The organism is Micromonospora sp. DT68 (genome assembly GCF_049847245.1).
Taxonomy (GTDB): Bacteria; Actinomycetota; Actinomycetes; order Mycobacteriales; family Micromonosporaceae; genus Micromonospora; species Micromonospora profundi.
In genome coordinates this window covers 242,318-263,937 of the sequence record NZ_JBNCNZ010000009.1, presented here as the reverse complement: position 1 = coordinate 263,937, position 21,620 = coordinate 242,318, and the positions used below count along the sequence as shown (strand labels likewise).

At 71.6% G+C, this 21,620-nt stretch carries 26 protein-coding genes; 11 read left to right on the top strand and 15 right to left on the bottom strand.

The window, feature by feature from the left end:
• Positions 1 to 3: 3 nt before the first annotated feature.
• Entirely contained in the window at positions 4 to 1,569 is a 1,566-nt protein-coding gene (locus ACPXB1_RS19045) for an amidohydrolase (RefSeq protein WP_053661234.1), read from the bottom strand.
• Between the two features lie 4 nt (positions 1,570 to 1,573).
• Positions 1,574 to 2,623 (bottom strand): zinc-binding alcohol dehydrogenase, encoded by a 1,050-nt coding sequence (locus ACPXB1_RS19040; protein WP_425735599.1) that lies wholly within the window; start codon positions 2,621 to 2,623, stop codon positions 1,574 to 1,576.
• A 153-nt stretch (positions 2,624 to 2,776) separates the two neighbouring features.
• Here ACPXB1_RS19040 and ACPXB1_RS19035 point away from each other — a divergent pair, with 153 nt between their 5' ends.
• Complete coding sequence (locus tag ACPXB1_RS19035) at positions 2,777 to 4,183, top strand: KamA family radical SAM protein (RefSeq protein WP_053661237.1); 1,407 nt, start codon at positions 2,777 to 2,779, stop codon at positions 4,181 to 4,183.
• A gap of 278 nt (positions 4,184 to 4,461) precedes the next feature.
• Here the strand turns inward: ACPXB1_RS19035 and ACPXB1_RS19030 are convergent, their stop codons facing one another.
• The 3 genes from ACPXB1_RS19030 to ACPXB1_RS19020 all read right to left on the bottom strand — a co-directional run bounded on the left by ACPXB1_RS19030 (position 4,462) and on the right by ACPXB1_RS19020 (position 6,066).
• A complete protein-coding gene (locus tag ACPXB1_RS19030) occupies positions 4,462 to 5,124 on the bottom strand; it encodes a polysaccharide deacetylase family protein (RefSeq protein ID WP_425735591.1) in 663 nt (220 codons plus the stop codon).
• A gap of 334 nt (positions 5,125 to 5,458) precedes the next feature.
• Positions 5,459 to 5,800, bottom strand: a complete 342-nt coding sequence (locus ACPXB1_RS19025) for a YnfA family protein (protein ID WP_167943827.1) — start codon at positions 5,798 to 5,800, stop codon at positions 5,459 to 5,461.
• A gap of 71 nt (positions 5,801 to 5,871) precedes the next feature.
• Positions 5,872 to 6,066 carry a CsbD family protein gene (locus tag ACPXB1_RS19020; RefSeq protein WP_053661241.1) on the bottom strand — a complete coding sequence of 65 codons (195 nt, stop codon included), beginning with the start codon at positions 6,064 to 6,066 and terminating at the stop codon, positions 5,872 to 5,874.
• A gap of 157 nt (positions 6,067 to 6,223) precedes the next feature.
• Here ACPXB1_RS19020 and ACPXB1_RS19015 point away from each other — a divergent pair, with 157 nt between their 5' ends.
• On the top strand, positions 6,224 to 6,835 hold the full coding sequence (locus tag ACPXB1_RS19015; protein ID WP_425735590.1) for a histidine phosphatase family protein: 612 nt from the start codon (positions 6,224 to 6,226) through the stop codon (positions 6,833 to 6,835).
• Here ACPXB1_RS19015 and ACPXB1_RS19010 read toward each other — a convergent pair.
• The 3 genes from ACPXB1_RS19010 to ACPXB1_RS19000 form a co-directional block, all read right to left on the bottom strand.
• A complete protein-coding gene (locus tag ACPXB1_RS19010) occupies positions 6,765 to 7,271 on the bottom strand; it encodes an Lrp/AsnC family transcriptional regulator (RefSeq protein WP_167943825.1) in 507 nt (168 codons plus the stop codon). The genes ACPXB1_RS19015 and ACPXB1_RS19010 overlap by 71 nt on opposite strands.
• Before the next feature lie 73 nt (positions 7,272 to 7,344).
• Positions 7,345 to 8,487 (bottom strand): acyl-CoA dehydrogenase family protein, encoded by a 1,143-nt coding sequence (locus ACPXB1_RS19005; RefSeq protein ID WP_053661248.1) that lies wholly within the window; start codon positions 8,485 to 8,487, stop codon positions 7,345 to 7,347.
• Positions 8,484 to 9,593, bottom strand: coding sequence for a M24 family metallopeptidase (locus tag ACPXB1_RS19000; RefSeq protein WP_425735589.1), 1,110 nt, complete (start codon positions 9,591 to 9,593; stop codon positions 8,484 to 8,486). The genes ACPXB1_RS19005 and ACPXB1_RS19000 overlap by 4 nt, the downstream gene beginning before the upstream one ends.
• A gap of 201 nt (positions 9,594 to 9,794) precedes the next feature.
• Between ACPXB1_RS19000 and ACPXB1_RS18995 the strand changes: the two genes are divergently transcribed.
• The 3 genes from ACPXB1_RS18995 to ACPXB1_RS18985 all read left to right on the top strand — a co-directional run bounded on the left by ACPXB1_RS18995 (position 9,795) and on the right by ACPXB1_RS18985 (position 12,548).
• Positions 9,795 to 11,165 (top strand): glycosyl hydrolase family 18 protein, encoded by a 1,371-nt coding sequence (locus ACPXB1_RS18995; RefSeq protein WP_167943824.1) that lies wholly within the window; start codon positions 9,795 to 9,797, stop codon positions 11,163 to 11,165.
• 176 nt (positions 11,166 to 11,341) lie between these two features.
• Positions 11,342 to 11,569, top strand: coding sequence for a hypothetical protein (locus ACPXB1_RS18990; RefSeq protein ID WP_053661254.1), 228 nt, complete (start codon positions 11,342 to 11,344; stop codon positions 11,567 to 11,569).
• Between the two features lie 58 nt (positions 11,570 to 11,627).
• On the top strand, positions 11,628 to 12,548 hold the full coding sequence (locus tag ACPXB1_RS18985) for a 5'-3' exonuclease (protein WP_425735588.1): 921 nt from the start codon (positions 11,628 to 11,630) through the stop codon (positions 12,546 to 12,548).
• Positions 12,549 to 12,649: 101 nt separating this feature from the next.
• On the opposite strand, the gene ACPXB1_RS18980 is transcribed toward ACPXB1_RS18985, so the two are convergent.
• The 6 genes from ACPXB1_RS18980 to ACPXB1_RS18955 all read right to left on the bottom strand — a co-directional run bounded on the left by ACPXB1_RS18980 (position 12,650) and on the right by ACPXB1_RS18955 (position 16,856).
• On the bottom strand, positions 12,650 to 13,366 hold the full coding sequence (locus ACPXB1_RS18980) for an isocitrate lyase/PEP mutase family protein (protein WP_355628900.1): 717 nt from the start codon (positions 13,364 to 13,366) through the stop codon (positions 12,650 to 12,652).
• A gap of 48 nt (positions 13,367 to 13,414) precedes the next feature.
• Positions 13,415 to 13,717: a GNAT family N-acetyltransferase gene (locus ACPXB1_RS18975; RefSeq protein WP_355594600.1), complete on the bottom strand. Its 303-nt coding sequence runs from the start codon at positions 13,715 to 13,717 to the stop codon at positions 13,415 to 13,417.
• A gap of 100 nt (positions 13,718 to 13,817) precedes the next feature.
• Positions 13,818 to 14,087: a GlsB/YeaQ/YmgE family stress response membrane protein gene (locus ACPXB1_RS18970; protein ID WP_355594602.1), complete on the bottom strand. Its 270-nt coding sequence runs from the start codon at positions 14,085 to 14,087 to the stop codon at positions 13,818 to 13,820.
• 161 nt (positions 14,088 to 14,248) lie between these two features.
• On the bottom strand, positions 14,249 to 14,815 hold the full coding sequence (locus ACPXB1_RS18965) for a GerMN domain-containing protein (protein WP_355594604.1): 567 nt from the start codon (positions 14,813 to 14,815) through the stop codon (positions 14,249 to 14,251).
• Positions 14,812 to 16,170, bottom strand: coding sequence for a sensor histidine kinase (locus tag ACPXB1_RS18960; protein ID WP_355594606.1), 1,359 nt, complete (start codon positions 16,168 to 16,170; stop codon positions 14,812 to 14,814). The genes ACPXB1_RS18965 and ACPXB1_RS18960 overlap by 4 nt, the downstream gene beginning before the upstream one ends.
• Positions 16,167 to 16,856, bottom strand: coding sequence for a response regulator transcription factor (locus tag ACPXB1_RS18955; RefSeq protein ID WP_053661267.1), 690 nt, complete (start codon positions 16,854 to 16,856; stop codon positions 16,167 to 16,169). Before ACPXB1_RS18955 ends, ACPXB1_RS18960 begins: the two co-directional genes overlap by 4 nt.
• 152 nt (positions 16,857 to 17,008) lie before the next feature.
• Between ACPXB1_RS18955 and ACPXB1_RS18950 the strand changes: the two genes are divergently transcribed.
• The 4 genes from ACPXB1_RS18950 (at position 17,009) to ACPXB1_RS18935 (ending at position 18,703) form a co-directional block, all read left to right on the top strand.
• Positions 17,009 to 17,398 carry an STAS domain-containing protein gene (locus ACPXB1_RS18950; protein ID WP_355594608.1) on the top strand — a complete coding sequence of 130 codons (390 nt, stop codon included), beginning with the start codon at positions 17,009 to 17,011 and terminating at the stop codon, positions 17,396 to 17,398.
• 25 nt (positions 17,399 to 17,423) lie between these two features.
• Positions 17,424 to 17,705, top strand: a complete 282-nt coding sequence (locus tag ACPXB1_RS18945; RefSeq protein ID WP_053661269.1) for a hypothetical protein — start codon at positions 17,424 to 17,426, stop codon at positions 17,703 to 17,705.
• Positions 17,706 to 17,784: 79 nt separating this feature from the next.
• Positions 17,785 to 18,378: an STAS domain-containing protein gene (locus tag ACPXB1_RS18940; protein WP_355594610.1), complete on the top strand. Its 594-nt coding sequence runs from the start codon at positions 17,785 to 17,787 to the stop codon at positions 18,376 to 18,378.
• Between the two features lie 31 nt (positions 18,379 to 18,409).
• Positions 18,410 to 18,703 (top strand): BON domain-containing protein, encoded by a 294-nt coding sequence (locus ACPXB1_RS18935; protein ID WP_425735587.1) that lies wholly within the window; start codon positions 18,410 to 18,412, stop codon positions 18,701 to 18,703.
• Between the two features lie 60 nt (positions 18,704 to 18,763).
• On the opposite strand, the gene ACPXB1_RS18930 is transcribed toward ACPXB1_RS18935, so the two are convergent.
• A complete protein-coding gene (locus ACPXB1_RS18930; RefSeq protein ID WP_355594612.1) occupies positions 18,764 to 20,176 on the bottom strand; it encodes a PLP-dependent aminotransferase family protein in 1,413 nt (470 codons plus the stop codon).
• Here ACPXB1_RS18930 and ACPXB1_RS18925 point away from each other — a divergent pair.
• Complete coding sequence (locus tag ACPXB1_RS18925; RefSeq protein ID WP_355594614.1) at positions 20,175 to 21,092, top strand: DMT family transporter; 918 nt, start codon at positions 20,175 to 20,177, stop codon at positions 21,090 to 21,092. The two genes, ACPXB1_RS18930 and ACPXB1_RS18925, sit on opposite strands and share 2 nt — an antisense overlap.
• Positions 21,093 to 21,154: 62 nt before the next feature.
• Positions 21,155 to 21,538 carry an MmcQ/YjbR family DNA-binding protein gene (locus tag ACPXB1_RS18920; protein ID WP_355594616.1) on the top strand — a complete coding sequence of 128 codons (384 nt, stop codon included), beginning with the start codon at positions 21,155 to 21,157 and terminating at the stop codon, positions 21,536 to 21,538.
• The last annotated feature ends 82 nt before the right edge of the window (positions 21,539 to 21,620 follow it).

The window sequence follows — 21,620 nt, the reverse complement described above, 5'->3', positions numbered from 1 at the left end:
CGCTCACGACGACCCTTCCTCGTAGATGACCTCACCGCGCAGCACCAGACGCCGGCACACCGGAAGCGGCGTCGGATCGTCCGGACCCCGCAACTCCGGATCCTCGGCCAGCAACACCGGCAGACCCCGATCCACACCGGCCGGCGTCGACCACACCGCGAACGTCGCCGGAGCCCCCAACGCCAGGACCCCCTCGACGTCCAGGTGCACCGCCCGCCACCCACCACGCGTGTGCGCCGCGAACGCCGACCGCACACCCATCCGCTGCGCCGGATTGTGGTGCGCCGCCGCCGCCCGCACCGACCCCCACGGGTCCAGCGGCGTCACCGGCGAATCCGAACCGAACGCCAACGCCACACCCACCGAATGCATCGCACCCATCGGGTTGGACTCCAACGACCGGTCCAACCCCAACCGCGACTCGTACATCCGGCCCGCGCCACCCCACAACCTGTCGAACGCCGGCTGCATGCTCGCCACGACCCCGTACTCCACGAACCCGGCGATCAACCGCTTACTCATGATCTCCGCATGCTCGATACGGTGCCGAGCAGCCCGCAGCCGCTCCACACCCACCGCCCGCGCCGCCGCCGCGAAACCGTCGAGAACCGTGCCGATCGCCGCGTCACCGATCGCGTGAAACCCTCCCTGCATGCCATGCGCCGCACAGTCCAGCAGATGATCACGCACCTGCTCCGCCGACAGGTACCCGTGCCCACACCCGTCACCATCGCCGTACGGCTGCGACACGTGCGCCGTCCGCGACCCCAACGCCCCATCGGCGAACAGGTCACCACCAGCGCCCACCGCACCCAACTCCCGGGCCCGCGCCGCGCCACCCAGCTCACCCCAGTACCCGTACACCTCCGGCAACCCATCACCGGAGATGCCCAGCAGACCGGTGAAGTCCTCCTCGTCGGAGATCTCCGGCCCACCGCACTCGTGCACCGCCGCGATACCCAGCGACGCCGCGTGCGCGAGCGCCACCCGCTGCGCGGCCACCCGCTGCGCACGACTCACCGACCCCTGCGCCGCCGCCCGCACCACATGATGCGCGTCGCGCCGCAACCAACCCGACGCGTCGAAGCCGGCCGCGTCGGCCGCCTGCGGGCACGCCGCCAGCAGCGCCGACGACACCAACGCCGAATGGATCGACGCCTGCGACAGATACACCCGCCGACCGTCGGCCGCCCGGTCCAGCGCCGCCGCATCCGGCAACGTCGCGTCCGACCAGCCCGACTCGTCCCAGCCGTGCCCCAACACCACAGCGTCCACCGGCAGCCCCGCCGCGTACGTTGCCACCGCGTCGAGCAACTGCCCCGCCGACCGCACCCCGGACAACTCCAGCCCGGACAGCGTCAACCCGGTGTCGGTGGCATGCACGTGGGCGTCGACGAACGCCGGCGTCACCAGCGCACCATCGAGATCCACCACCCGGTCGGCAGGCGGCGCGTCACCGTCAATGCCCAACCAGGCGATCCGCCCACCGGAGACCAACAGCGCGGTAGCGCTCGGATCAGCGGGACAGTGCAGCACACCGCCGCGGTACAACGTCGAGGGGTTCGTCATGACCTCAGTCTGCCGCCACCCGCGCCGCGAAGAGCCGACGCACCCCCGGCTCGGCACGCAGCAACCCCAACGCCAACTCCGCGTGCCCCGGCACGTAGCCGTTGCCCACAAGCATCGTCACGTCCGCCGCCAACCCCTCGGCGCCCAACGCCGCCGCGGAGAAGCTCGTCGCCATCGAGAAGAAGACCACAGTGCCACCGTCAGCCGTGGACAGCACCGCCCCGTGCTCACAGCCCGGCACGTCCACGCACACCACAGTCACGTCCGCCGGGGCACCCAGCGCCGTCGTCACCGCCGTCGACAACCCCACCGGATCCCGCGCGTCGGCCAACGCCACCACCGACGCAAGATCGGCCGCCACCAGCGCGTCACGCTCCGCCGCGACCGGCACCACCCCGACGGTACGCGCCGCACCCGCACGTCGCGCCGCCGCCAACGACAGCGACCCGCTCTTGCCCGCCCCGCCGATCACCGCCACCCGCACCGGCGTCGGATCACCCGCACGGCTCCGATCCTCGACGTAGCGCGCCACCACCCGCGCGGTCAACGCCGGCGCCCCGCACACGTCCAGCACCGCCAGGGACAACTGCGGGTCCTCGTCCTCGGGCAGCACCGCCGCGATGGAACGGGCGAACAGGATCGCCCACCCGTCGCACGGCACCTGCTCGCTGCGCCCGTCCCAGCGGGCCAGCCCATCGGTCACCACAAGCGGCGTCAACGTGAGCGACACAAGCGTGGCGACCCGCTCCCCCGCCTTGAGCCCCAGCGGGGAACGCCGACCGGCTTCCTCGACAGTGCCGATCAACATCCCGCCGGACCCGGTCACCGGGTTCTGCATCTTGCCCCGCGTCGAAATGATCTCCAGTACCTCGGCGCGGACGGCGTCCCCGTCGCCACCGTGCTTCTCCGACAACTGCCGGAAGCTCGCCGCGTCCAGGTTCAGCCGCTGCACCCGGATCCGCATCTCGTTCGGCGCGATCGCGGCGGACGTGTCAAGCCGCCAGGCCGCCTGCGGCAGCACCCCCGCTGGCTCCACGACGCGGTGCAGTCCCACCGGTGACGTCACGCCGACCTCCCCTGCCCAGCCGTCCGAAGCCCCGGTCAAGGCTCGCGTAACGGGAAAACTTACGGCAGACTAATTTCTTTGCCGGATATTTTCCAGTAGCCTTCGAGCCTCATGATCAGCCACGAGCACCGAGGAGGGGCCGTGACCCAGACCCAACCGGTCGAGACCATCGCTCAACCACGTCACGCCCCGGTCGCCGTGCCGAGCGCCGGGCAGCCGTACGAATACCGCCGCCAGCCGCTTGTCGAACCCGACTGGACCCGCTTCCCCGGCTGGCGCCACGTCACCCGCGACCAGTGGGAATCCGCCCAGTGGCAGCGCGTCAACTGCGTCAAGAACGTCAAGCAACTACGCGCCGTCCTCGGCGACCTCGTCGATGAGAGCTTCTACGCCGACGTCCAGGCCGACCAGCAGGCACTGGCCACCATGTCGATGCTCGTACCACCCCAAATGATCAACACGATGGTGCCGTTCGCGCCGCCCACCACCGAGGCGCTGCTCGCCGACCCCATCCGCCGCTACATGATCCCGGTCGCCTCCGACCGCCGCACCGACTGGCCGTCACACCCCTACGCCAGCCGTGACTCCCTGCACGAGCACGACATGTGGGTCGCCGAAGGCCTCACCCACCGCTACCCCACAAAGGTCCTCGCCGAACTGCTCTCCACCTGCCCGCAGTACTGCGGGCACTGCACCCGCATGGACCTCGTCGGCAACTCCACCCCCGCCGTCGACAAACTCAAGCTCACCCTCAAGCCCGTCGACCGCTACGACGCCCACATCAGCTACCTCAAGGCCCACCCCGGCGTCCGCGACGTCGTCGTCTCCGGCGGCGACGTCGCAAACGTCCCCTGGCGCAACCTCGAGTCGTACCTGATGCGCCTCCTGGAACTGGAGACGGTCCGCGACATCCGGCTCGCCACCAAGGCCCTCATGGGCCTCCCCCAGCACTGGCTGCAGCCCGACGTCGTCGAAGGGCTGGAGCGGGTGGCCCGTACCGCCGCCCGCCGCGGCGTCAACCTCGCCATCCACACCCACGTCAACCACGCCCAGTCGCTCACCCCTCTGGTCGCCAAGGCCGCACAGACCGCCCTCGACGTCGGCGTACGCGACGTCCGCAACCAGGGCGTCCTCATGCGCGGCGTCAACGCCACCACACCCGAGCTGCTCGACCTCTGCTTCGCGCTCCAGGGCGAGGCCGGGATCCTGCCGTACTACTTCTACATGTGCGACATGATCCCCAACGCCGAACACTGGCGGGTCCCCGTCTGGCACGCCCAGCAACTCCAGCACGACATCATGGGCTACCTGCCCGGCTACGCCACCCCCCGCATCGTCTGCGACGTGCCCTTCGTCGGGAAGCGGTGGGTGCACATGCTCACCGACTACGACCGCGACCGCGGCATCTCCTACTGGACCAAGAACTACCGGACCTCCATCGAGTCGGCAGACCTCGAGGCCCTCAACAAGCGCTACGCCTACTACGACCCGATCGACACCCTGCCCGACAGCGGGCAGCAGTGGTGGACCGACCACCGCGACGACTGATCCACCACCCGGAGCGCCTGTTTCGCCGCGAGGGCGCCCGGTGCCGCGGGCCGTCGGCTGTCAGCCGTCGTAGGCATCGGCCGTCATAGGCGACGGCGACGTAGGTCTGCGGCGAGCGTGATACCTCTGCGTCATCAATATGACTCTGCGGTATCACGCTCGCCCATCAAGCCCGCTGGCCGTGCTTGCCGCCATGGCTGGCATGAACGCATACGGCCTCGGCGGCAAGGTCGACCCGCCGCGGCATCCTCCCTGCTCGGCCAGCAGCCGCCGGACTCTCAGCCGCCGGTCAGGACCTCCGACAGCGTCGCTGGCACCAGGCCCCGCTCGCGCAACCCGGCCAGGATGTGCGGCAACGCCTCGTCGGTCATCGAGGCGTTCGCCTCGGTCACGTGCATGATCACGATCGACCCGGGGCGCGCCTTGTCCAGCACCGCGCGCACCAGTGGCTGCCACGCCTCGGCGAACGGATCACCGCTGACCACGTCCCCGTCGACAACCGTCAGCCCGAGCGGAGCGAGCGCGTCCAGCGCAGCCTTGTCGTGGCACAGGCCCGGAAAGCGGAAGTACCGGGTCTGCCGACCCCCGAACGGCTCGATCACCCGGAACGTCTTCGCCACGTCCTCGGTCATGCCCCTCGCCGGCAACCGGGGAAGGCCGTAGCAGTCCCCCGTGAACGCCAGGTGCCCGTACGTGTGGTTGGCCAGCTCGAACCGCGGATTGCCGGCGATCCGCCGAGTCACCTCCGGATAGCGCTGCACCCACTTGCCGGTCAGGAAGAACGTCGCCGGCACCTGCTCCCGCTCCAGCAGGTCAAGGATGCGCAGGTTGGCGTACGACCGCACCCGGCCGCTGCGCAGACTGTGCAGCATCCCGTCGGTCATGTCCGCGTCGAACGTCAACGCCACCCGGTTGCCGACACGCGGCCCGTGATCGACCACCGGTGGCCTGATCCCCGTCGGCGTCGCACCCGGAACACCAGTCGGCTGCGGGCTCACCGGCGCCGCGACAGCGCCCGACGGCGAAGCCGAAACCGCCGGGATCGAAGCCGCCGGAGCAGGGACCGCCGGCGGCGAAGCGCCCGACGGGGCGACCGAAGCACCGGACGGGCTCACGAAGACCGGCGAGGACGCCCGGGAGGGCGGGGTGCCGCAAGCCGTGACGCCGAGCACGGCACCTGCCGCCAGAACACCTGCCAGAAGCCGGAGCCGAAAGTGGATCACGCAGCGGATCATGACAGACGCGAAAGGGACTCGGTGTCCCCCGCTCAGCCGCCTACACGGAACCGCCTCGCGGCGCGTACATGATGACGGCGACACCGAGCAGACACAGCACCGCACCCGTGACGTCCCACCGGTCCGGGCGGAAACCGTCGACCACCATCGCCCAGCCCAACGAGCCCGCCACGAACACCCCGCCGTACGCGGCCAGGATCCGGCCGAAGTTCGCATCCGGCTGGAACGTCGCCACGAAGCCGTAGCAGCCCAACGCCACCACACCGGCGGCGATCCACCACAGGCCGCGCTGCTCCCGCCAGCCCTGCCAGACCAGCCAGGCGCCACCGATCTCGGCCAGCGCCGCGAGCGCGAACAACACAAGCGAACGAAGCACCGTCACCCGGCGACAGTAGCCGCAGCACCACGGGTCCCCGGGCCGTCGTACGCCCGGGGACCCGTGGACAGCTCAGGTCACTTGGTGAAGGAGTCCTTCGCGTTGCGACCCGCGTCCTTCATGTTCTGACCGGCCTGCTTGGCGCGCGCCTCGCTCTTCTCGCTGGCGCCCTCGCCCCGCATCCGCTCGTTGTCGGTCATGTCGCCAACGCGCTCCTTCGCGGCGCCGGCCATCTGCTCAACCTTGTTACGTGCCTTCTCGGTGAAGCTCATCGCGCCTCCTCGGTCTGGCGACTGTCCCCACCCGCTTGCCCGGTCTCTGGGTGCCGAAACCGGCGGTGCCGGTCGGCACAACCCGTAAGGCATCCTAGGAAGATAGGTGGGATGGTGGAGCCGCATGCCTCCGTCCGCACGGTGGTTAACTGGCCGGATGGGAGAGCTCCTGCTGATCCGGCACGGCGAGACCACCTGGAGTGCCGCCCGCCGGCACACCTCGTACACCAATCTGGAGCTGACCCCCGACGGTGAGCGCCAGGCCCGCACCCTCGCGGCGTTTCTGGCCGGCAGGCGGTTCGCCACGGTGCTGAGCAGCCCTCGCACGCGGGCCCTGCACACCGCGCAGCTGGCAGGGCTCACCGTCGACGGCGTCGACGAGGATCTCGTCGAGTGGAACTACGGCGAGTACGAGGGGCGCACCACCGTCGACATCCACTCCGACCAGCCGCAGTGGAACATCTGGACCGACGGCTGCCCCGGCGGTGAATCACCCGCCCAGGTGGGCGCCCGGCTCGACCGGGTGCTGGCCCGGGCCACGCCGCTGCTGGACCAGGGCACCGTAGCCCTTGTCGGTCACGCGCACAGCCTGCGGGTCCTCGGCGCCCGCTGGGTCGGCCTGCCCCCGTCCGCAGGCGGCCTCCTGCGGCTGGACACCGCCACCGTCAGCGCGCTCGGTCACGAGCACGGACGGCGGGTCATCCTTCGGTGGAACCAGCCGGCTCCGCCGGCACCCGGGACCGCGACCGACTCGGTCCCCCCGCGCTGATCTTCGGCGGCCGGCTCTCGTACGGGGTGGACAACACCACCGTCGTCCGGGTCGTCACGCTCGCCGAGGTGCGGATCTCCTGTAACACCCGCTCCAGGTCAGCCGGGCTGGCCACCCGCACCAGCAGCATGTAGAAGTCCTCCCCCGCCACCGAATAGCACGAGTCGATCTCGGGCAGGTGGGCCAGCCGCTCCGGCGCGTCGTCCGGCTGCGACGGGTCGAACGGCCGGATCGCCACGAACGCCGTCAACGGCAGGTCCAGCGCCTCGAAGGAGACCTTGGCGGCGTACCCCTTGATCACCCCGCGCTGCTCCAGCCGGCGCACCCGCTGGTGCACGGCGGACACCGACAACCCCACCTTCTCGGCCAGGTCGGTGTACGACAGGCGGCCGTCAGCGGTGAGCGCGGCGAGGACAGCGCGGTCGATCTCTTCCACGGCGAGCAACCTACCGGGAAAACGGCCCGACGGCGACGGGCACGGCGAAGCCGCCGCACCCGTCGCAGCCCGCTCAGCCCTTCGCCAGCGACCGGGAAATCACCAACCGCTGGATCTGGTTGGTGCCCTCCACGATCTGCAACACCTTCGCCTCACGCATGTAGCGCTCCACCGGGTGGTCAGCCACGTAGCCGGCACCACCGAGCACCTGCACCGCGTCGGTGGTCACCCGCATCGCCATGTCGGTGGCGAACAGCTTGGCCTTGGCCGCCTCGATCGAGTACGGCCGCCCGGCGTCGCGCAGCCGCGCCGCCGCAAGGGTCAGCGCGCGGGCCGCCGAAATCTGCGTCGCCGCGTCGGCGAGACCGAACCCGAGACCCTGGAAGTCGATGATGGCGCGGCCGAACTGCTGGCGCTCCCGGGCGTAGGAGACCGCGTAGTCGAGCGCGGCCTGGGCCAGCCCGACCGCGCAGGCAGCGATGCCGAGCCTCCCCGAGTCCAACGCGGACATCGCGATCGTGAAGCCCGCGCCCTCGCCCCCGACGAGCCGGTCGGCCGGCACCCGGGCCTGGTCGAAGACGATCTGCGCCACCGGCGAGGACCGCAATCCCATGGTCCGCTCGGCCGCCTGCGGCGCGATGCCCGGCGTCGCGGCGTCGGCGACCACGCAGGAGATCCCTTTTGGACCCGGGCCTCCGGTGCGGCAGAACACGTTGTAGAAGTCGGCGTTCCGGGCGTGGGTGATCCACGCCTTGGTGCCGGAGAGGACGTACGCGTCGCCGTCGCGGACCGCCCGGGTGGTCAGCGCCGCAGCGTCGGAGCCGCCCTGCGGCTCGGAGAGGCAGTACGCCCCGAGCAGTTCACCGCCGAGCATGTCCGGCAGCAGCTTGCGCTGCTCGTCGGTGCCGAACGCGGCCACCGGATAGCAGGACAGGGTGTGCACGCTCACCGCCTCGGCGACCGCGAGCCACCGGCTGGCCAGGATCTCCAGCACCTGGAGGTACACCTCGTAGGGCTGGGCTGCCCCGCCGTACTCCTCGGGGTAGGGCAGGCCGAGCAGGCCGGCCCTACCGATGGTGCGCAGCACGTCGCGGGGGAACTCGGCGCGTTCCTCGAAGCCGGCGGCCTTGGGTGCGAGCTCCCGGTCGGCGAGCTCGGTGGCGAGGTCCAGCAGGTCGTGGGCCTCGTCGGTGGGGAGGATCCGGTCGACAGTCATAAGGCGATGAGCTCCGTGGGGGTGGTATTGAGCCGTTGCACGCCGTCCGTTGTGCAGACGACGATGTCCTCGATGCGGGCGCCGTGTCGGCCCGCGAGGTAGATGCCCGGTTCGATGGAGAATGCCATCCCGGGTTCCAGGGGCCTGTCGTTGCCAGCGACCAGGTAGGGCTCCTCGTGACCGTCCAGCCCGATGCCGTGGCCGGTGCGGTGCAGGAACGCGGGGCCGTAGCCGGCGGCGGCGATCGGTTCCCGGGCCGCGGCGTCGGCCCCCGCGCCGGTGACCCCGGGTCGCACGGCCGCCACCGCCGCGCGTTGGGCGTCGCGCAGCACCGCGTAGTAGTCCAGGAAATCGGCCGGCGCGGGTCCGCCCGCGACATAGGTACGGGTGCAGTCGGAGCGGTAGCCCGACGGCATCGTGCCGCCGATGTCGACAACCACCGGTTCGCCGGCGCCGATCGGCCGGTTCGAGGTGCCGTGGTGCGGGCTCGCCCCGTTGGGACCGGCGGCCACGATGACGAAGTCGACGCTGACGTGCCCGGCGGCCCGGATCGCGGCGGCGATGTCGGCGGCCACCTCGGCCTCGGTACGGCCGGGGCGCAGCCATTCGCCCATCCGCAGGTGCACCTCGTCGATGGCCGCGCCGGCCTCGGCGAGCGCCGCGACCTCCGCCGGGGACTTACGGATGCGCAGCTCGCGCAGCACCTCGGAGGCGAGCCGCTGCGCGGCGCCGGGCAGCACCGCGCGCAGTGCGAGAACCTGCTCGGCCCACATCCGGTCTGCCAACCCCACCGATGCCGGCGGGCCGTCGAGGGCTGTCACCACAAGGGGGTACGGGTCGACGCCGTCGGCGTGGTCGACGATGCGCAGGCCGGTGGCCGGTGACGCCTCGGCGGCCGGACGTTCCAGGGTCGGCACGATGAGCGTGGGCTCACCCTCGGCGGGCAGCACCAGGCAGGTGAGCCGCTCCCCCGCGTGTGCGTCGTAGCCGGTCAGATAGCGCAGGTCGGAACCGGGGGTGAGCACCAGCGCGTCCAGACCGGCGGCCGCTGTGGCGCGCTGCGCGGCGATCAACCGGTCGGACGGGTGCAGCTCGTCGATTCCCACCCCGTCAGCTTAACGGTCGTTTGGGCATCCCCAGAAGCCGCGCGGGGTCCGCCGTGGGAAATCCACCGGGGTTGATTGACGCCGACAGTTAACACTCTTTAAGATTTGGCTGCATCGAGGCCATACCCGCGTTTTCGCACCTCCCGCCCGTGACAACCCTGCGCGGGCGGGCGTCGTCCCCCGCCCGGGAAGGCCCCACCGATGCCCTCAACACTGCGCCGCGCGCTCACCGCCGGCCTGCTCGCGCTGGCCACCGCCGGCGCCACCCTCACCCTCGTCCCCACCGCCGCGCAGGCCGCCGTACTGCCCAACAACTTCAAGAGCGTCGGCTACCTGCCCTCGTGGGCCGGCAACGTCAACACCATCCAGTACAACAAACTCACCCACATCAACTACGCCTTCGTGCTGCCCAACAACGACGGCAGCCTGCGCCCTGTGGAGAACCCCAGCAAGCTCTCCTCGCTGGTCTCGCTCGGGCACGCCAACAACGTCAAGGTGTCGATCGCTGTCGGCGGCTGGAACGACGGCAACGACTCGGCCTTCGAAGCCCTCGCCGCCAACGCAGGTACCCGGACCGCCTTCGTCAACAACCTCGTCAACTTCGTCAACCAGTACAACCTCGACGGTGTCGACATGGACTGGGAATACCCGGACCCGGGGACCTCGGCCAACAACTACACCCAGCTCATGACCCAGCTCGGCAGCGCACTGCACAGCAGGGGCAAGCTTCTCACCGCCGCCGTGGTCTCCGAGGGCACCTACGTGCAGGGCGTACCCACCGCCGTCTTCGCCCAGGTCGACTGGCTCAACATCATGGCGTACGACGGCGGCAGCCCACACGCCAACTACGACTGGTCGATCGCCAGCATCAACCTGTGGAAGTCGCGCGGCCTGCCCGCCAGCAAGGCAGTGCTCGGCATCCCGTTCTACAGCCGCCCCGGCTACTACACGTACTCGGCGCTTGTCGGCATGGACCCGGCCAACGCCAACCGGGACTGCGCCACCGTCAGCGGCGTGCAGCAGTGCTACAACGGCATCCCGACGGTCAAGCGCAAGACCCAGTGGGCGCTCGCCAACGCCGGCGGCGTCATGAACTGGGAACTGTCGCAGGACACCACGGGCTCGACCTCGCTTGTCAGCGCCATGTACGACACCATCATGGGCGGCACCACCCCGCCGCCGAGCGGGCGTACCGGCCGGATCACCGGGATCGGCGGCAAGTGCGTCGACGTGGCCTCCGCGAGCACCGCCAACGGAACCGCAGTGCAGCTGTGGGCCTGCAACGGCACCAACGCGCAGACCTGGACGGTGGCCGGTGACAGCACCCTGCGGGCGCTCGGCAAGTGCGCCGACATCACCAGCGGCTCCACCGCCAACGGCGCGAAGATCCAGCTCTGGGACTGCAACGGCACCGGAGCCCAGGTCTGGCAGGCGCAGTCCGACGGCACGCTGCGCAACCCGCAGTCCAACAAGTGCCTGGACGCCAGCGACAACAGCTCCGCCGACGGCACCCGGTTGCAGATCTGGGACTGCTTCGCCGGCGCCAACCAGCGCTGGGCGCTTCCCGCCTGACGGCACGGTCCGTGAGATCCCCGGCCGACGCGCCCCGCGCCGGCCGGGGATCCTCGCGCTCACGCTCATCGCCGGCACGCTGGCCGACGGACGCTCTGGTTTTCCCGGTCGGACGGCCCCGGCGGTCATAGCCTGGGGTCAGGAACCCGCACGGGCTCCCGACCGGGAGGAGCGACGTGGCAGCGAACCAGGCGAACCGGGCGGCCACACGCCGTCGCCGTCAGCTGTGGGCCGGCGTCCTCGCGCTCGTCGGTCTGGTGTTGCTGGTCATCGGGCTCACCGTGGCCGACGGTGTCGCGGCCTGGATCGAGGTGCTTGTCGCCGTCGTGCTGCTGGTGACCAGCTACGTCGTGCAGCACCTGGCCCGGCGGGCGACCGTCTACGGGCACGACGAGCAACGCTGACGCCGCCGTCGGCAGGGCGTACCCGAGATCGTCGGAGGGCTGTGCCAGGCTGTCCGGCGTGGCACATCGACCCCCGATCCTGCTGATCGACGCAGCCAGCCTCTACTTCCGGGCCTACTTCGGCATTCCGGAGTCCGCAGCCCGCACCGAGGACGGCACTCCCGTCAACGCGGTACGTGGCTTCCTCGACATGCTCGCCACCCTCATCCGTGGACGCGGCGCCGACCGGATGGTCTGCGCCCTCGACTACGACTGGCGGCCGGCGTGGCGGGTCGAACTGCTGCCGTCGTACAAGGCGCACCGGGTTGCCCCGCAGGGCGGCGAGGTCGTTCCGGACACGCTCTCCCCGCAGGTGCCGATGATCCTGGAGGTGCTGGCCGCGATCGGCATCACCGCCGTCGGGGCGACCGGCTACGAGGCCGACGACGTGCTCGGCACGCTGTCGGTGACCCAGCCGGGCCCGGTCGAGGTCGTCTCCGGCGACCGGGACCTCTTCCAGCTCATCGACGACAGCCGACCGGTCCGGCTGCTCTACGTCGGGCGCGGCGTGGCCAAGCTCGACGACTGTGACGACGCAGCGGTGCGCGCCCGCTACGGCGTGCCGGCCGACAGGTACGCCGACTTCGCGGCGCTGCGCGGCGACCCCAGCGACGGCCTGCCCGGCGTGCCCGGTGTCGGCGAGAAGACCGCCGCCCGGCTCATCGAGCGCTACGGCAGCATCGCCGGCATCCTCGCCGCGCTTGACGAATCCGACTCGTCGTTCGCTCCGGGCCTGCGCACCAAGCTCGCCGCTGCCCGCGACTACCTTGCCGTCGCGCCCACGGTGGTCCGGGTCGCCCTGGACGTGCCGCTGCCGGAGCTGCCGACCGAGCTGCCGACCGCCCCCGCCGACCCGGACCGGCTTCTCGAACTGGCCGCGCAGTGGAACCTGGCCGGCTCGACCCGCCGCCTCGTGGACGCCCTGGCCGCCCGCGCCTGACAGCGACCATCCCGCCCGGGTGGGCCGTCGCCACGCGCGGGCCCACCCGACGTCGGTGTCACGCGGCGTCGGCGTCGACCGCCGGCTGCGCTCGGGCGACCTCAGCCGCGCAGTGCGGCCGCGAGGTCGGCGACCCTGCCCATGGTGTACCGCTGCATGCCGGGGCCGAAGGTGATGCGCGTGGCGCCCAGCCGGGCGACCTCCGCCACCGACTCCGGGGCCGGGCCGGCCGCCATGTTGATGGGCCCGGTGATGCCCTCTCGCAGGACCGGGAACACCTCGGGCGGCGCCAGCAGCGGATAGACGCAGTCGGCGCCGGCGGCCACGTACAGCTGCGCGCGGGCCACGGCGTCCGTTGGGTCGCCGGTGCCGAACAGGAACGTGTCGACGCGCGCGTTGATGACGAGCGCGTCACCCGCCGCCGCCCGCACCTCGGCCAGCCAGTCCGCGTGCTGCTGCGGGTCCTTGAGCGTGCCGTGCCCGTCGGAGTCCTCCAGGTTGCAGCCGACGACGCCGGCCTCCAGCAGACGCTCGACCAGTTCGGCGGGGGCGAGCCCGTAACCGCCCTCGACGTCGGCGGAGACCGGCACGGAAACGGCCCGGACGATCCGCGCCACCGCGGCGAACATCTCGTCCGGCGGTGTCGCGCCGTCCTCGTAACCGAGGGAGGCGGCCACTCCGGCGCTCGGGGTCGCGAGTGCCGGGAACCCGGCGTCGGCGAACACCTTCGCGCTTCCGGCGTCCCACGGCCCCGGCAGGACAAGCGCGTCACCGGCGGCGCGGTCGTGGTGCAGGGCACGAAAGGCGGCGGCTGTCATCGGTCACGTCTCCCGACGGGTGCGCAGGGGTGCTGGGACGGGCGGAAGCTATTTGACCTTGCGGGTCGACCGGACCACGATGCCCTCGTACTCCGGGTGCTTGAGCAGCCACTCGGCGAGGAACGGGCAGATCGGCACGACCATGCGCCTCTTGGCCTGGGCGTCGTCCATCACCGCACGGGCAAGCGTCGACCCGACACCCCTGCCCTCGTACGCCGGATCGGTCTCGGTGTGGGTGTAGGCGATGATGCTGCCGGTCACCTGGTAGGTGACGAATCCAGCGACCGCGCCTGCCTCGTCGCGCGCCTCGAACCGCTCCCGCGTCGGCGCCTCTGTCACTGTGAACTGCACCGGGCCATCCAATCACAGCCGGCTCCGCTCGATCGTTCTCCGGCACGACGCACGGGCGGGCCCGCCCCTGGTTGAGGGTGGGCCCGCCCGTGCGTGGTCCTCAGTGCCGTCGGCGGCCGTACGTGCCTGCGACGATTGCCACACCGATCGCCGCGAACACGATCTGGATGAACAGTTCGATCCAGTCGACGCCTGCGGTGTCGTCGACGCCGAACACACCGGCAACGAGGGTGCCGAGGATCGCGGCCAGTACGCCGATGGCAAGGGTGAGCCAGATCGGGATGTTCTGCTTGCCCGGCACCACCAGCCGGCCGAGGGCCCCGATGATCAGACCGATGATGATGGCGGTGAAGAAGCCCGTAACCTCCACGGGAACCGTCCTTCCTCAGTGTCGTGAAGCTGAAATTTTTCGTCGGCGACGCTTTCGTGCCCCCGATGGTGCGCCACCGAAACCGGAGATCGGCTCGTCAGCCGATTTGTCACGCGACTGTCATGAAACGTATGACTGCGCCCCACGGCCGGCGGTCGCGGTCACCGCGGCACGATGAGCGGGGCGAAGTCGGTGCGGGTGAGCGGTCGTTCGGTAAGCGAGCCGTCGGCGCGCGGCACGCCGAGGGGCTTGCCGTCGCGCAGGAACGTGACGGTGGCGACGTCGTCGCGGCTGGTCAGGGTGCAGACGATCTGGCCGAAGGCGAGGACCTCGTCGCTGCGGCCCACATCGTGGCCGGGTTCGTCGACAACGACGCGGGCCTCGGCGTCGGTGACCGTCGCCCCGGCGGCGTTCACCGCACCCGCGAGCGCGCTCGTCAACCCGTCGTCCCGCTCGGCCGCGGTGGGCCCGGCGAGCAGATGCCGCAGATGCTCCTCGACAGTCGGCGGACGTTCCACGCGCCGGAGCACGGGGACGATGCGGTTGTCGCGCAGCAGACAGAGGATCTCCGCGGCGCTGCCGGCCGGGACCGTGGCATCCGTGGAAGCCACTGTCGGAAACGGCCCGCGTGGGGGCGTCACCGGACGGGCCGTGTCGTCGGTGGGGATGCCACAGCCGGCGAGCAGCGCGGCGAGCGTCAACGCGACGACCAGACGACGGCCGGTCATGGCAGGCTCTCCGCGAGGGTGACCCGGAAACGGGCGCCGCCGCCGGGCCGGTCGCCGAGGGTGACGCCGCCGGCGTGCGCGGCGGCGTGCTGGGCGACGAGCGCGAGACCGAGACCGGTGCCGTCGCCGGTGCCACGGGTGTTCGCGGCGCGGCCCCGCACGAACCGGTCGAAGATCGCCTCACGGTCCTCGATCGGCACGCCCGGGCCCTCGTCGTCGACCTCGATGACACCGACGCTGCCGTCGCGGCTCAACCGGACGGCCACCGGGCCACCGCCGTAGGTCGCCGCGTTGCCGAGCAGGTTCGCGAGGATCTGGGCCACCCGCCGCCGCTCCACCTGCCAGGTCTCCGGCACGCCCGGACCGAGGTGGACAATGCTTGCGGGCAGGTCCAGGGCGTGACAGGCGTCCCGGGCCAGCGCCACCACGTCCACCGGGGCCCGACGGGCGGGGTGGTCGCTGCGGGCCAGGTCGATCAGGTCGTTGACGAGCCGCTGGAAGCGGTCGATCTCGTCGGCGACGAGACCCGCGGCGGTCGCCGTCCGTTCGTCCTGGTGTTCGCGGCGGCGGGCCAGGACACTTGCCGCCGCGGCGAGGGTCTGCAACGGGGACCGCAGTTCGTGGCTGACGTCGGCGGCGAAGCGGCGGTCCCGTTCGATGCGCTGCTCGAGCCGGTCGACCATCTGGTTGAACGACGACGACAGGCGGGTCAGGTCGGGGTCGGTGGTCGGGTCGAGGCGGGCGGTGAAGTCACCGGCGGCGATCTTCTCGGCGGCGTCGGCGACCGCCGTCAGTGGACGCAGCCCGTGCCGGGTGGCGTACCAGCCGAGCGCGGCGCCGGAGCCCGCCACCATGATCGCGACGGTGGTCAGCGCCAACGCCAGGACCTGGAACGTCTGCTCCAGCTCGCGCAGGGAGTTGACCTCGAAATACATCGACGTATCAGACAGCGGCACCCCGACCACGAGGGCGGGCTGGCCGTCGAGGCGTACCCGCTGCAACGCCGGCTCCCCGGCGGCCACGAGCCGTCGCAGGTCGGGCGGGATGGACGTGGTGGTGCCCGAGTCGACGGTACGGGCGTACCACTCGCCGTCCAGGTGCAGCACTGGCCGGCGGCTTCCGCCGGTGTCCAGCGAGCGCAGCACCTCAACGACGTCCGGGGTGTCCGTGTCGAGGCCGGCACGCACGATGGCGGCGTCGAAGTAGGCGGCGCGCAGGGCCGTGCGCTCGCGTTCCTCAAGCAGGGAACGGCTGACCAGCTCGTACGAGACGAGGGCCATCGACGCGGCAAGCAGGAGCGCACCGACGGCGAACGCGGCGGTGACCCGGGTACGGAGTCCGAGGCGAAGTCTCATCGTTGCAGCTTGTAGCCCATACCCCGCAGGGTGACCAGGTGACGGGGCGTGGCCGGGTCCCGTTCGATCTTCTGCCGCAGCCGGCCCACGTGCACGTCGACAAGGCGCTCGTCGCCCAGGTCGTACCCCCAGACCCGTTGCAGCAGCTGCTGCCGGGACAGCACGCGACCGGCGTGCTCGGCCAGCTCGCAGAGCAGCCGGAACTCGGTGCGGGTGACCGGCACGGGCTGGCCGGCCCGGCGGACCTCCCCCGCGTCGGGGCTGATCTCCAGGTCGCCGAAGGCGAACACGGGCACCGGCGCCGGCCCCGGACCGGCGACGCCCGCGCGGGCGCGGCGACGCAGGGCGCGCAACCGGGCGGTCAACTCCTTGATCGCCACGGGCTTGACCACGTAGTCGTCGGCGCCGGCTTCGAGCGCGGCCACGATGTCGTGGGTCTCGTCGCGGGCGCTGACCACCACGATCGGGACGTCGTCGTCGCGGCGCAACTGCCGGATGCACTCGAAACCGTCAAGGCCCGGCAGCATCAGGTCGACGAGCACGTAGTCGGCCGGGTCACGGCGCTGGGCGCGCAGGCCCTCCTCGGCGGTGGCCGCGCCCACGGCGTCGTACCCCTCGTCCTCCAATGCGAGCAGCAGCGCCAGCCGGATGCGGTCGTCGTCCTCGATCACCAGTACGGCCGTCATACAGGGAATCATCCCCAGGCCGCACGTCGCGCGGCCAACCGCGTCCGCCGGTTGGTGTATTTGTCACGCAACTGTCATGGATCCGCGCGGTGACCGCCAAGCCGGCCCGGCACGGTCGTTGGCGTACAGGTCCGCGAGCGAAGGGGTACGCCATGACGGAGTCACCGGCACCGACGTCGTGGACGCTGCCGATGGTCGAGGTGTGCATCGACACGTTCGATCTGGCCGGCCTGCCGGAGACCGGGGCCGTGTTCGACAGGCTGCTGGCGCTGTGTCCCGGCCGCGTCGTGGTGGACCTGTCACGCTGCCGGCACATCGACGCCGCCGCCATCGGGCTGCTGCTCGACGTCCACCGGCGGCTGGTACGGGCCGACGGGATCCTCACCATCCGTAACCCGAACCCCCGCATCCGGCGCATCCTGCACACCGCCCGACTGGACCAGGTTCTGCCGATCGTCATCGACGCCGAGGACGGCCAGCCCGAAGCCGCTCCGCCGTCGCCGATCGCGCAGGGCCGGGCGCCCGTGACCACCCGGCACTGACGCCGGCAGCGACAGGAGAGGCAGCATGAGTGTCAGCGGGTTGGTAAGCGCCGTCGTCGTCGGTGTCGTCGCGGGGGCTCTCGGCAGGCGTGTCGTTCCCGGCCCGCACAGCGTTCCGCTGTGGGTCGCCCTGACCGTCGGCGTCGTCGCCGCGCTGATCGGGTCCACCGCCGCGCGCCTGGCCGGTGTCACCGCCCAGGGGTTCGGTTTCCTGGAGTTCCTCCTGCAGATCGGCGTCGCCGGTGTCGGCGTCGTTCTCGTCGTGGTGACAACGGGACGGGCCACCTCAGAGACGCCAGAACCGTGACGCACGGGATCCGCACCACCGATTTGAGCCCGCACCGAGGTCGTCCGCGGCCGGGCACGGACGTAGGAAGGACAGCGCCATGACCGTCGTCCCCGACGACGACCTGATGACCCTGATCTGCGACATCTGCGGTGACTCCCTCCGGGCCACCGCGTGCGTGCTGCCCGACGCGGAGGTCGTCTGGACGCTGGTGTCCGAACACGGCTGGAGTGGATCGCCGTTCGCCACCGGCCCTCATCGCTGCCCGCACTGCAGCCTGCTGCCGTCCTCGCAGGGCGCAACGGTCTCGTGCAGCGACCACGGACCCGGCGGCATCCTCGGCATCGACCACCTCGACGACGTGACTGTCGTCGCGGCCACCGGCGACATCGACCTCGAAGCCGGTGACACACTGCGCTCCGCCCTGCGGCACGCCGCCGAGATGGGTGGGCACGTCGTGGTCGACCTGAGTCGCGTGCACCTCATCGACTCCACCGGACTGGGCCTGCTCGTGCGCGCCCACCAGGACGCCCGCAGCCGTGGCGCCACGCTCAGCCTCGCCGCGCCGTCGCGGTTCATCCGCACCGTCCTGCACACCATGCGCCTGGACGGGACGTTCCCGATCTTCGAGAGCCGCGCCGACGCGCTCGCCCACCTGTCGCAGGACGCGTCCGTGTCGGGCACCCGCGTCTGATCACAGCGAACCACCAGCAAGGAGCTCTTTCGTGCACATGCCATGGCCGCTGCCTGACGAGAACTGGTTCGCCGCCAGTCAGCCCGAGCCGGACAGCCCGGACCGGCGGCTCGAGGCGCTTGTCGCGCAGCGACTGAGCATCGACTCGACCACCAGGCGGCAGCGGATCGGCGTCACAGTGCAGAACCGGGTGGTCATCCTGTCCGGGTTGGTGAGCGACACGGACGCACGCCAGGTCGCCGCGGAACTCGCCTGGGACGTGCCGGGAGTCTTCGATGTCTGCAACACGCTGCGGCTCGGCGACCAGCGCCGCAGCCGCCGTTGACGCACCACCTGCGGCGTCGGACGCGCTGACGCGCGTGCCCTGTCAGACGCGCGTGCCCTGTCAGACGTGCTGACGCGCGAGGGCCTCGCCCAGCAGGCGTGCGCCGGTGGCGAATGCCGCCGGGTTGGCGCCGGCGTAGCTGAGTCGTACGAACGGCCCGGTCGGTTCGGCGGGAAACCACTCGGCCCCGGGCGCGATGACCAGCCCCGCCTTCTCGGCGTCGTACGCGAGCTGCGCGACGTCCGTGCCGTCGGGGAGGCGGACCCACAGGCTCAGGCCTCCGGCGGGCACCCGGCCGATGTCGGCCTGCGGGACGTGCTCGCGCAGCGCGGTGACGAGGAGATCGCGGCGGGTACCGAGTTGCTGGCGCAGGCCGCGCAGGTGCGTGGCCCAGGCGGGCTGGGTCACCACGTCGAGCGCCGCAGCCTGGAGGAGACCGCTGACGTACATCGACTCGGCGGCACGGTCGGCCAGGAGCCGTGCTCGGGCCGGCCCCCGGGCGATGACCGCCGCGACGCGGACGGCCGGCGACACGCTCTTGGTGAGCGAGCGCAGGTAGATGACGTGGCCACGGTCGTCGTGCGCGGCCAGGGGCGTCGCGGTGCCGGTGATGCCCAGGTCGTGTGCCCAGTCGTCCTCGACCACGAACGCGCCGTGCTCGCGTACCACCGCCAGAACCTGCTCGTGCAACGCCACCGGCCACCGCGCACCGGTGGGATTGGCGTGGTTCGGTTGGGCGTAGAACAACCGCGCGGACGTCTCGGCGAAGGCGCGGGCCAGCTCGCGGGGGTCCGGGCCGGCCGGGCCGCTGGGGACCGGGACGAGGCGTACGCCGGCCTGCCGTGCGGCCAGGAGGGCTCCCCAGTAGGTCGGTGATTCGATCAGCAGGGGTTGCCCGGGGCCGACCAGGGCGCGGAACACCGAGGTCAATCCACTCTGGCTGCCGGGCAGGATGGTGACGTCGCTGGCGGTGGGTGGTGTCACCCCGGCCGGGGTCACGGCAGCCAGCTCGCCGGCGAACCAGGTCTGCAGCTCCGGCAGGCCCGCCGCCGGTGGCCGGGTCAGGGCCGCGTCGGAGCGCGCCGCCCTGGTGAGCGCGGCGCGGACCAGCCGCTCCGGGAGCAGCTCCCGGTCCGGGTAGCCGGCGTGCAGCGCGACGACATCGTTGGGGACGCTACGCAACGCGGTCGGGACCGCGCCGGGGCGGACCCCGGGTGCGCGCAGCGCGGCGGTCTGCCAGCCGTAGTCGGCCGGTCGCGCGGTCCGTACGGCGCGGACGAACGTGCCGACTCCGGGCCGACTCTCGATGAGCCCCCGGGCGGTGAGGGCGCGTAACGCGTGCTGCACGGTCACCGGACTGGCCTGGTAGCGGGCGACCAGCTCCCGGCTGGACGGCAGGCGGGCACCCGGCGCGGCCGTCGCGATCCAGTCGCCGAGGTCGGCGGCGATCCGCGAGCTGCTACTGTCATCCATGACAGCACAGAGTAGCGCTACTACCATCACGCGGCCGGCGATATCCTCGGCGGGCCTCTCCTGGGGCCTGGTCGGAGTAGCGGCGTTCTCGCTCACCGTCCCCCTCACCCGGCTGGCGGTGGGCGGCCTGTCGCCGCTGTTCATCGGGTCGGCCCGAGCGGTTGTCGCGGCGCTCCTGGCCGCCGTCGCGTTGACGCTCACCCGCCAGCGCCTGCCGCGCGGCGCGCAGTGGCTCCGTCTCGCCGTGGTCGGCGGTGGCGTGGTCGTCGGGTTTCCGCTGCTGACGTCGTACGCAATGACAAGCGCGCCGGCCAGCCACGGCGCCGTCGTGATCGCCATGCTGCCGGCGACGACCGCGGTGCTGGCCGTCCTTCGCGGACACGAGCGCCCGCCGGTCGGGTTCTGGATCGCCGCCGCCGCCGGCGCGGTGGCCGCCACGGCCTTCGCCTCGGCGCAGTGGGGTGGCCTCGGTCGACTGCACGCGGCCGACCTGCTGCTCTTCGGCGCGGTTCTGGCCGCCGCCGCCGGGTACGCCGAGGGCGGCCTGTTGGCGCGTGAACTGGGCGCCTGGCAGACGGTTTCCTGGGCGCTCGTCCTGTGCTCCCCGCTCATGGTGGCCCTGACGGTCGTCGCCGTCAGCCGGGAGGTCCCGCAGGGCACGCCGACGCAGTGGGCGGCCTTCGGCTACCTCGGGGTGGTCAGCATGTTCCTCGGCTTCTTCGCCTGGTACCACGGTCTGGCGATCGGACCGATGGCGCAGGTCAGTCAGGTGCAACTCGCCCAGCCCGTCATGAGCATCGCCTGGGCGGCCCTGCTGCTGGGCGAGCACATCGGCGCCACGACCCTTCTCGGCGGCCTCGTGGTCATCCTGTGCGCCGCGACCGCGGTCCGCACGCGACTCGGCACCAACCGGTGATCGGACGCGCGCCGACGCGTAACCTCTTGGCATGTGGATCGCGCGCTCCGCGAGGGGGCTCGGTGGCTGACGCGGACGACGTACGCCGGCTGGCGCTGGCCCTGCCGCACGTGGTGGAGGTCGACAGCGCCGGCTTCGACTTCCGGGTGGCCGACAAGGGGTTCGTCTGGTCCTATCCGGAGCGCCAGCCGGGGAAGCCACGGCTGATCCGCACCGACGTCGCCGTGCTGTTCGTCGGTGACGAGGCCGAGAAGCAGGCGCTGCTGCTCGGCGAGCCCGCTCTGTTCTTCACCGCGCCCGGCTACGACGGGCTGCCCCTGGTGCTGCTGCGCCTGCCCGAGGTCGACGTGGAGCGCCTCAGCGAACTGGTGACCGACGCGTGGCGGATGCGGGCACCGGACGCGCTCGCCGCCGACCTCGACGCCCCCGCCACGCTCCCGGGCTAGCGGCCCGCCCGCCCCTGACGGGCCGGACGCCAACGGCGGAGCCGGACGCGAGCGGTCGGTCCGGCGGCGGCAAATAGCGACA

Bases quoted from the DNA above. Each gene is read 5' to 3' on its own strand.
- ACPXB1_RS19015 (WP_425735590.1), top strand. From the start codon at position 6,224: ATGGGAGAGCTCCTGCTGATCCGGCACGGCGAGACCACCTGGAGTGCC.
- ACPXB1_RS19045 (WP_053661234.1), bottom strand. From the start codon at position 1,569: ATGACGAACCCCTCGACGTTGTACCGCGGCGGTGTGCTGCACTGTCCC.
- ACPXB1_RS18950 (WP_355594608.1), top strand. From the start codon at position 17,009: ATGACGGAGTCACCGGCACCGACGTCGTGGACGCTGCCGATGGTCGAG.
- ACPXB1_RS19005 (WP_053661248.1), bottom strand. From the start codon at position 8,487: ATGACTGTCGACCGGATCCTCCCCACCGACGAGGCCCACGACCTGCTG.
- ACPXB1_RS18955 (WP_053661267.1), bottom strand. From the start codon at position 16,856: ATGACGGCCGTACTGGTGATCGAGGACGACGACCGCATCCGGCTGGCG.
- ACPXB1_RS19020 (WP_053661241.1), bottom strand. From the start codon at position 6,066: ATGAGCTTCACCGAGAAGGCACGTAACAAGGTTGAGCAGATGGCCGGC.
- ACPXB1_RS18945 (WP_053661269.1), top strand. From the start codon at position 17,424: ATGAGTGTCAGCGGGTTGGTAAGCGCCGTCGTCGTCGGTGTCGTCGCG.
- ACPXB1_RS18940 (WP_355594610.1), top strand. From the start codon at position 17,785: ATGACCGTCGTCCCCGACGACGACCTGATGACCCTGATCTGCGACATC.
- ACPXB1_RS18925 (WP_355594614.1), top strand. From the start codon at position 20,175: ATGACAGCACAGAGTAGCGCTACTACCATCACGCGGCCGGCGATATCC.
- ACPXB1_RS18930 (WP_355594612.1), bottom strand. From the start codon at position 20,176: ATGGATGACAGTAGCAGCTCGCGGATCGCCGCCGACCTCGGCGACTGG.
- ACPXB1_RS18980 (WP_355628900.1), bottom strand. From the start codon at position 13,366: ATGACAGCCGCCGCCTTTCGTGCCCTGCACCACGACCGCGCCGCCGGT.
- ACPXB1_RS18965 (WP_355594604.1), bottom strand. From the start codon at position 14,815: ATGACCGGCCGTCGTCTGGTCGTCGCGTTGACGCTCGCCGCGCTGCTC.
- ACPXB1_RS18995 (WP_167943824.1), top strand. From the start codon at position 9,795: ATGCCCTCAACACTGCGCCGCGCGCTCACCGCCGGCCTGCTCGCGCTG.
- ACPXB1_RS18960 (WP_355594606.1), bottom strand. From the start codon at position 16,170: ATGAGACTTCGCCTCGGACTCCGTACCCGGGTCACCGCCGCGTTCGCC.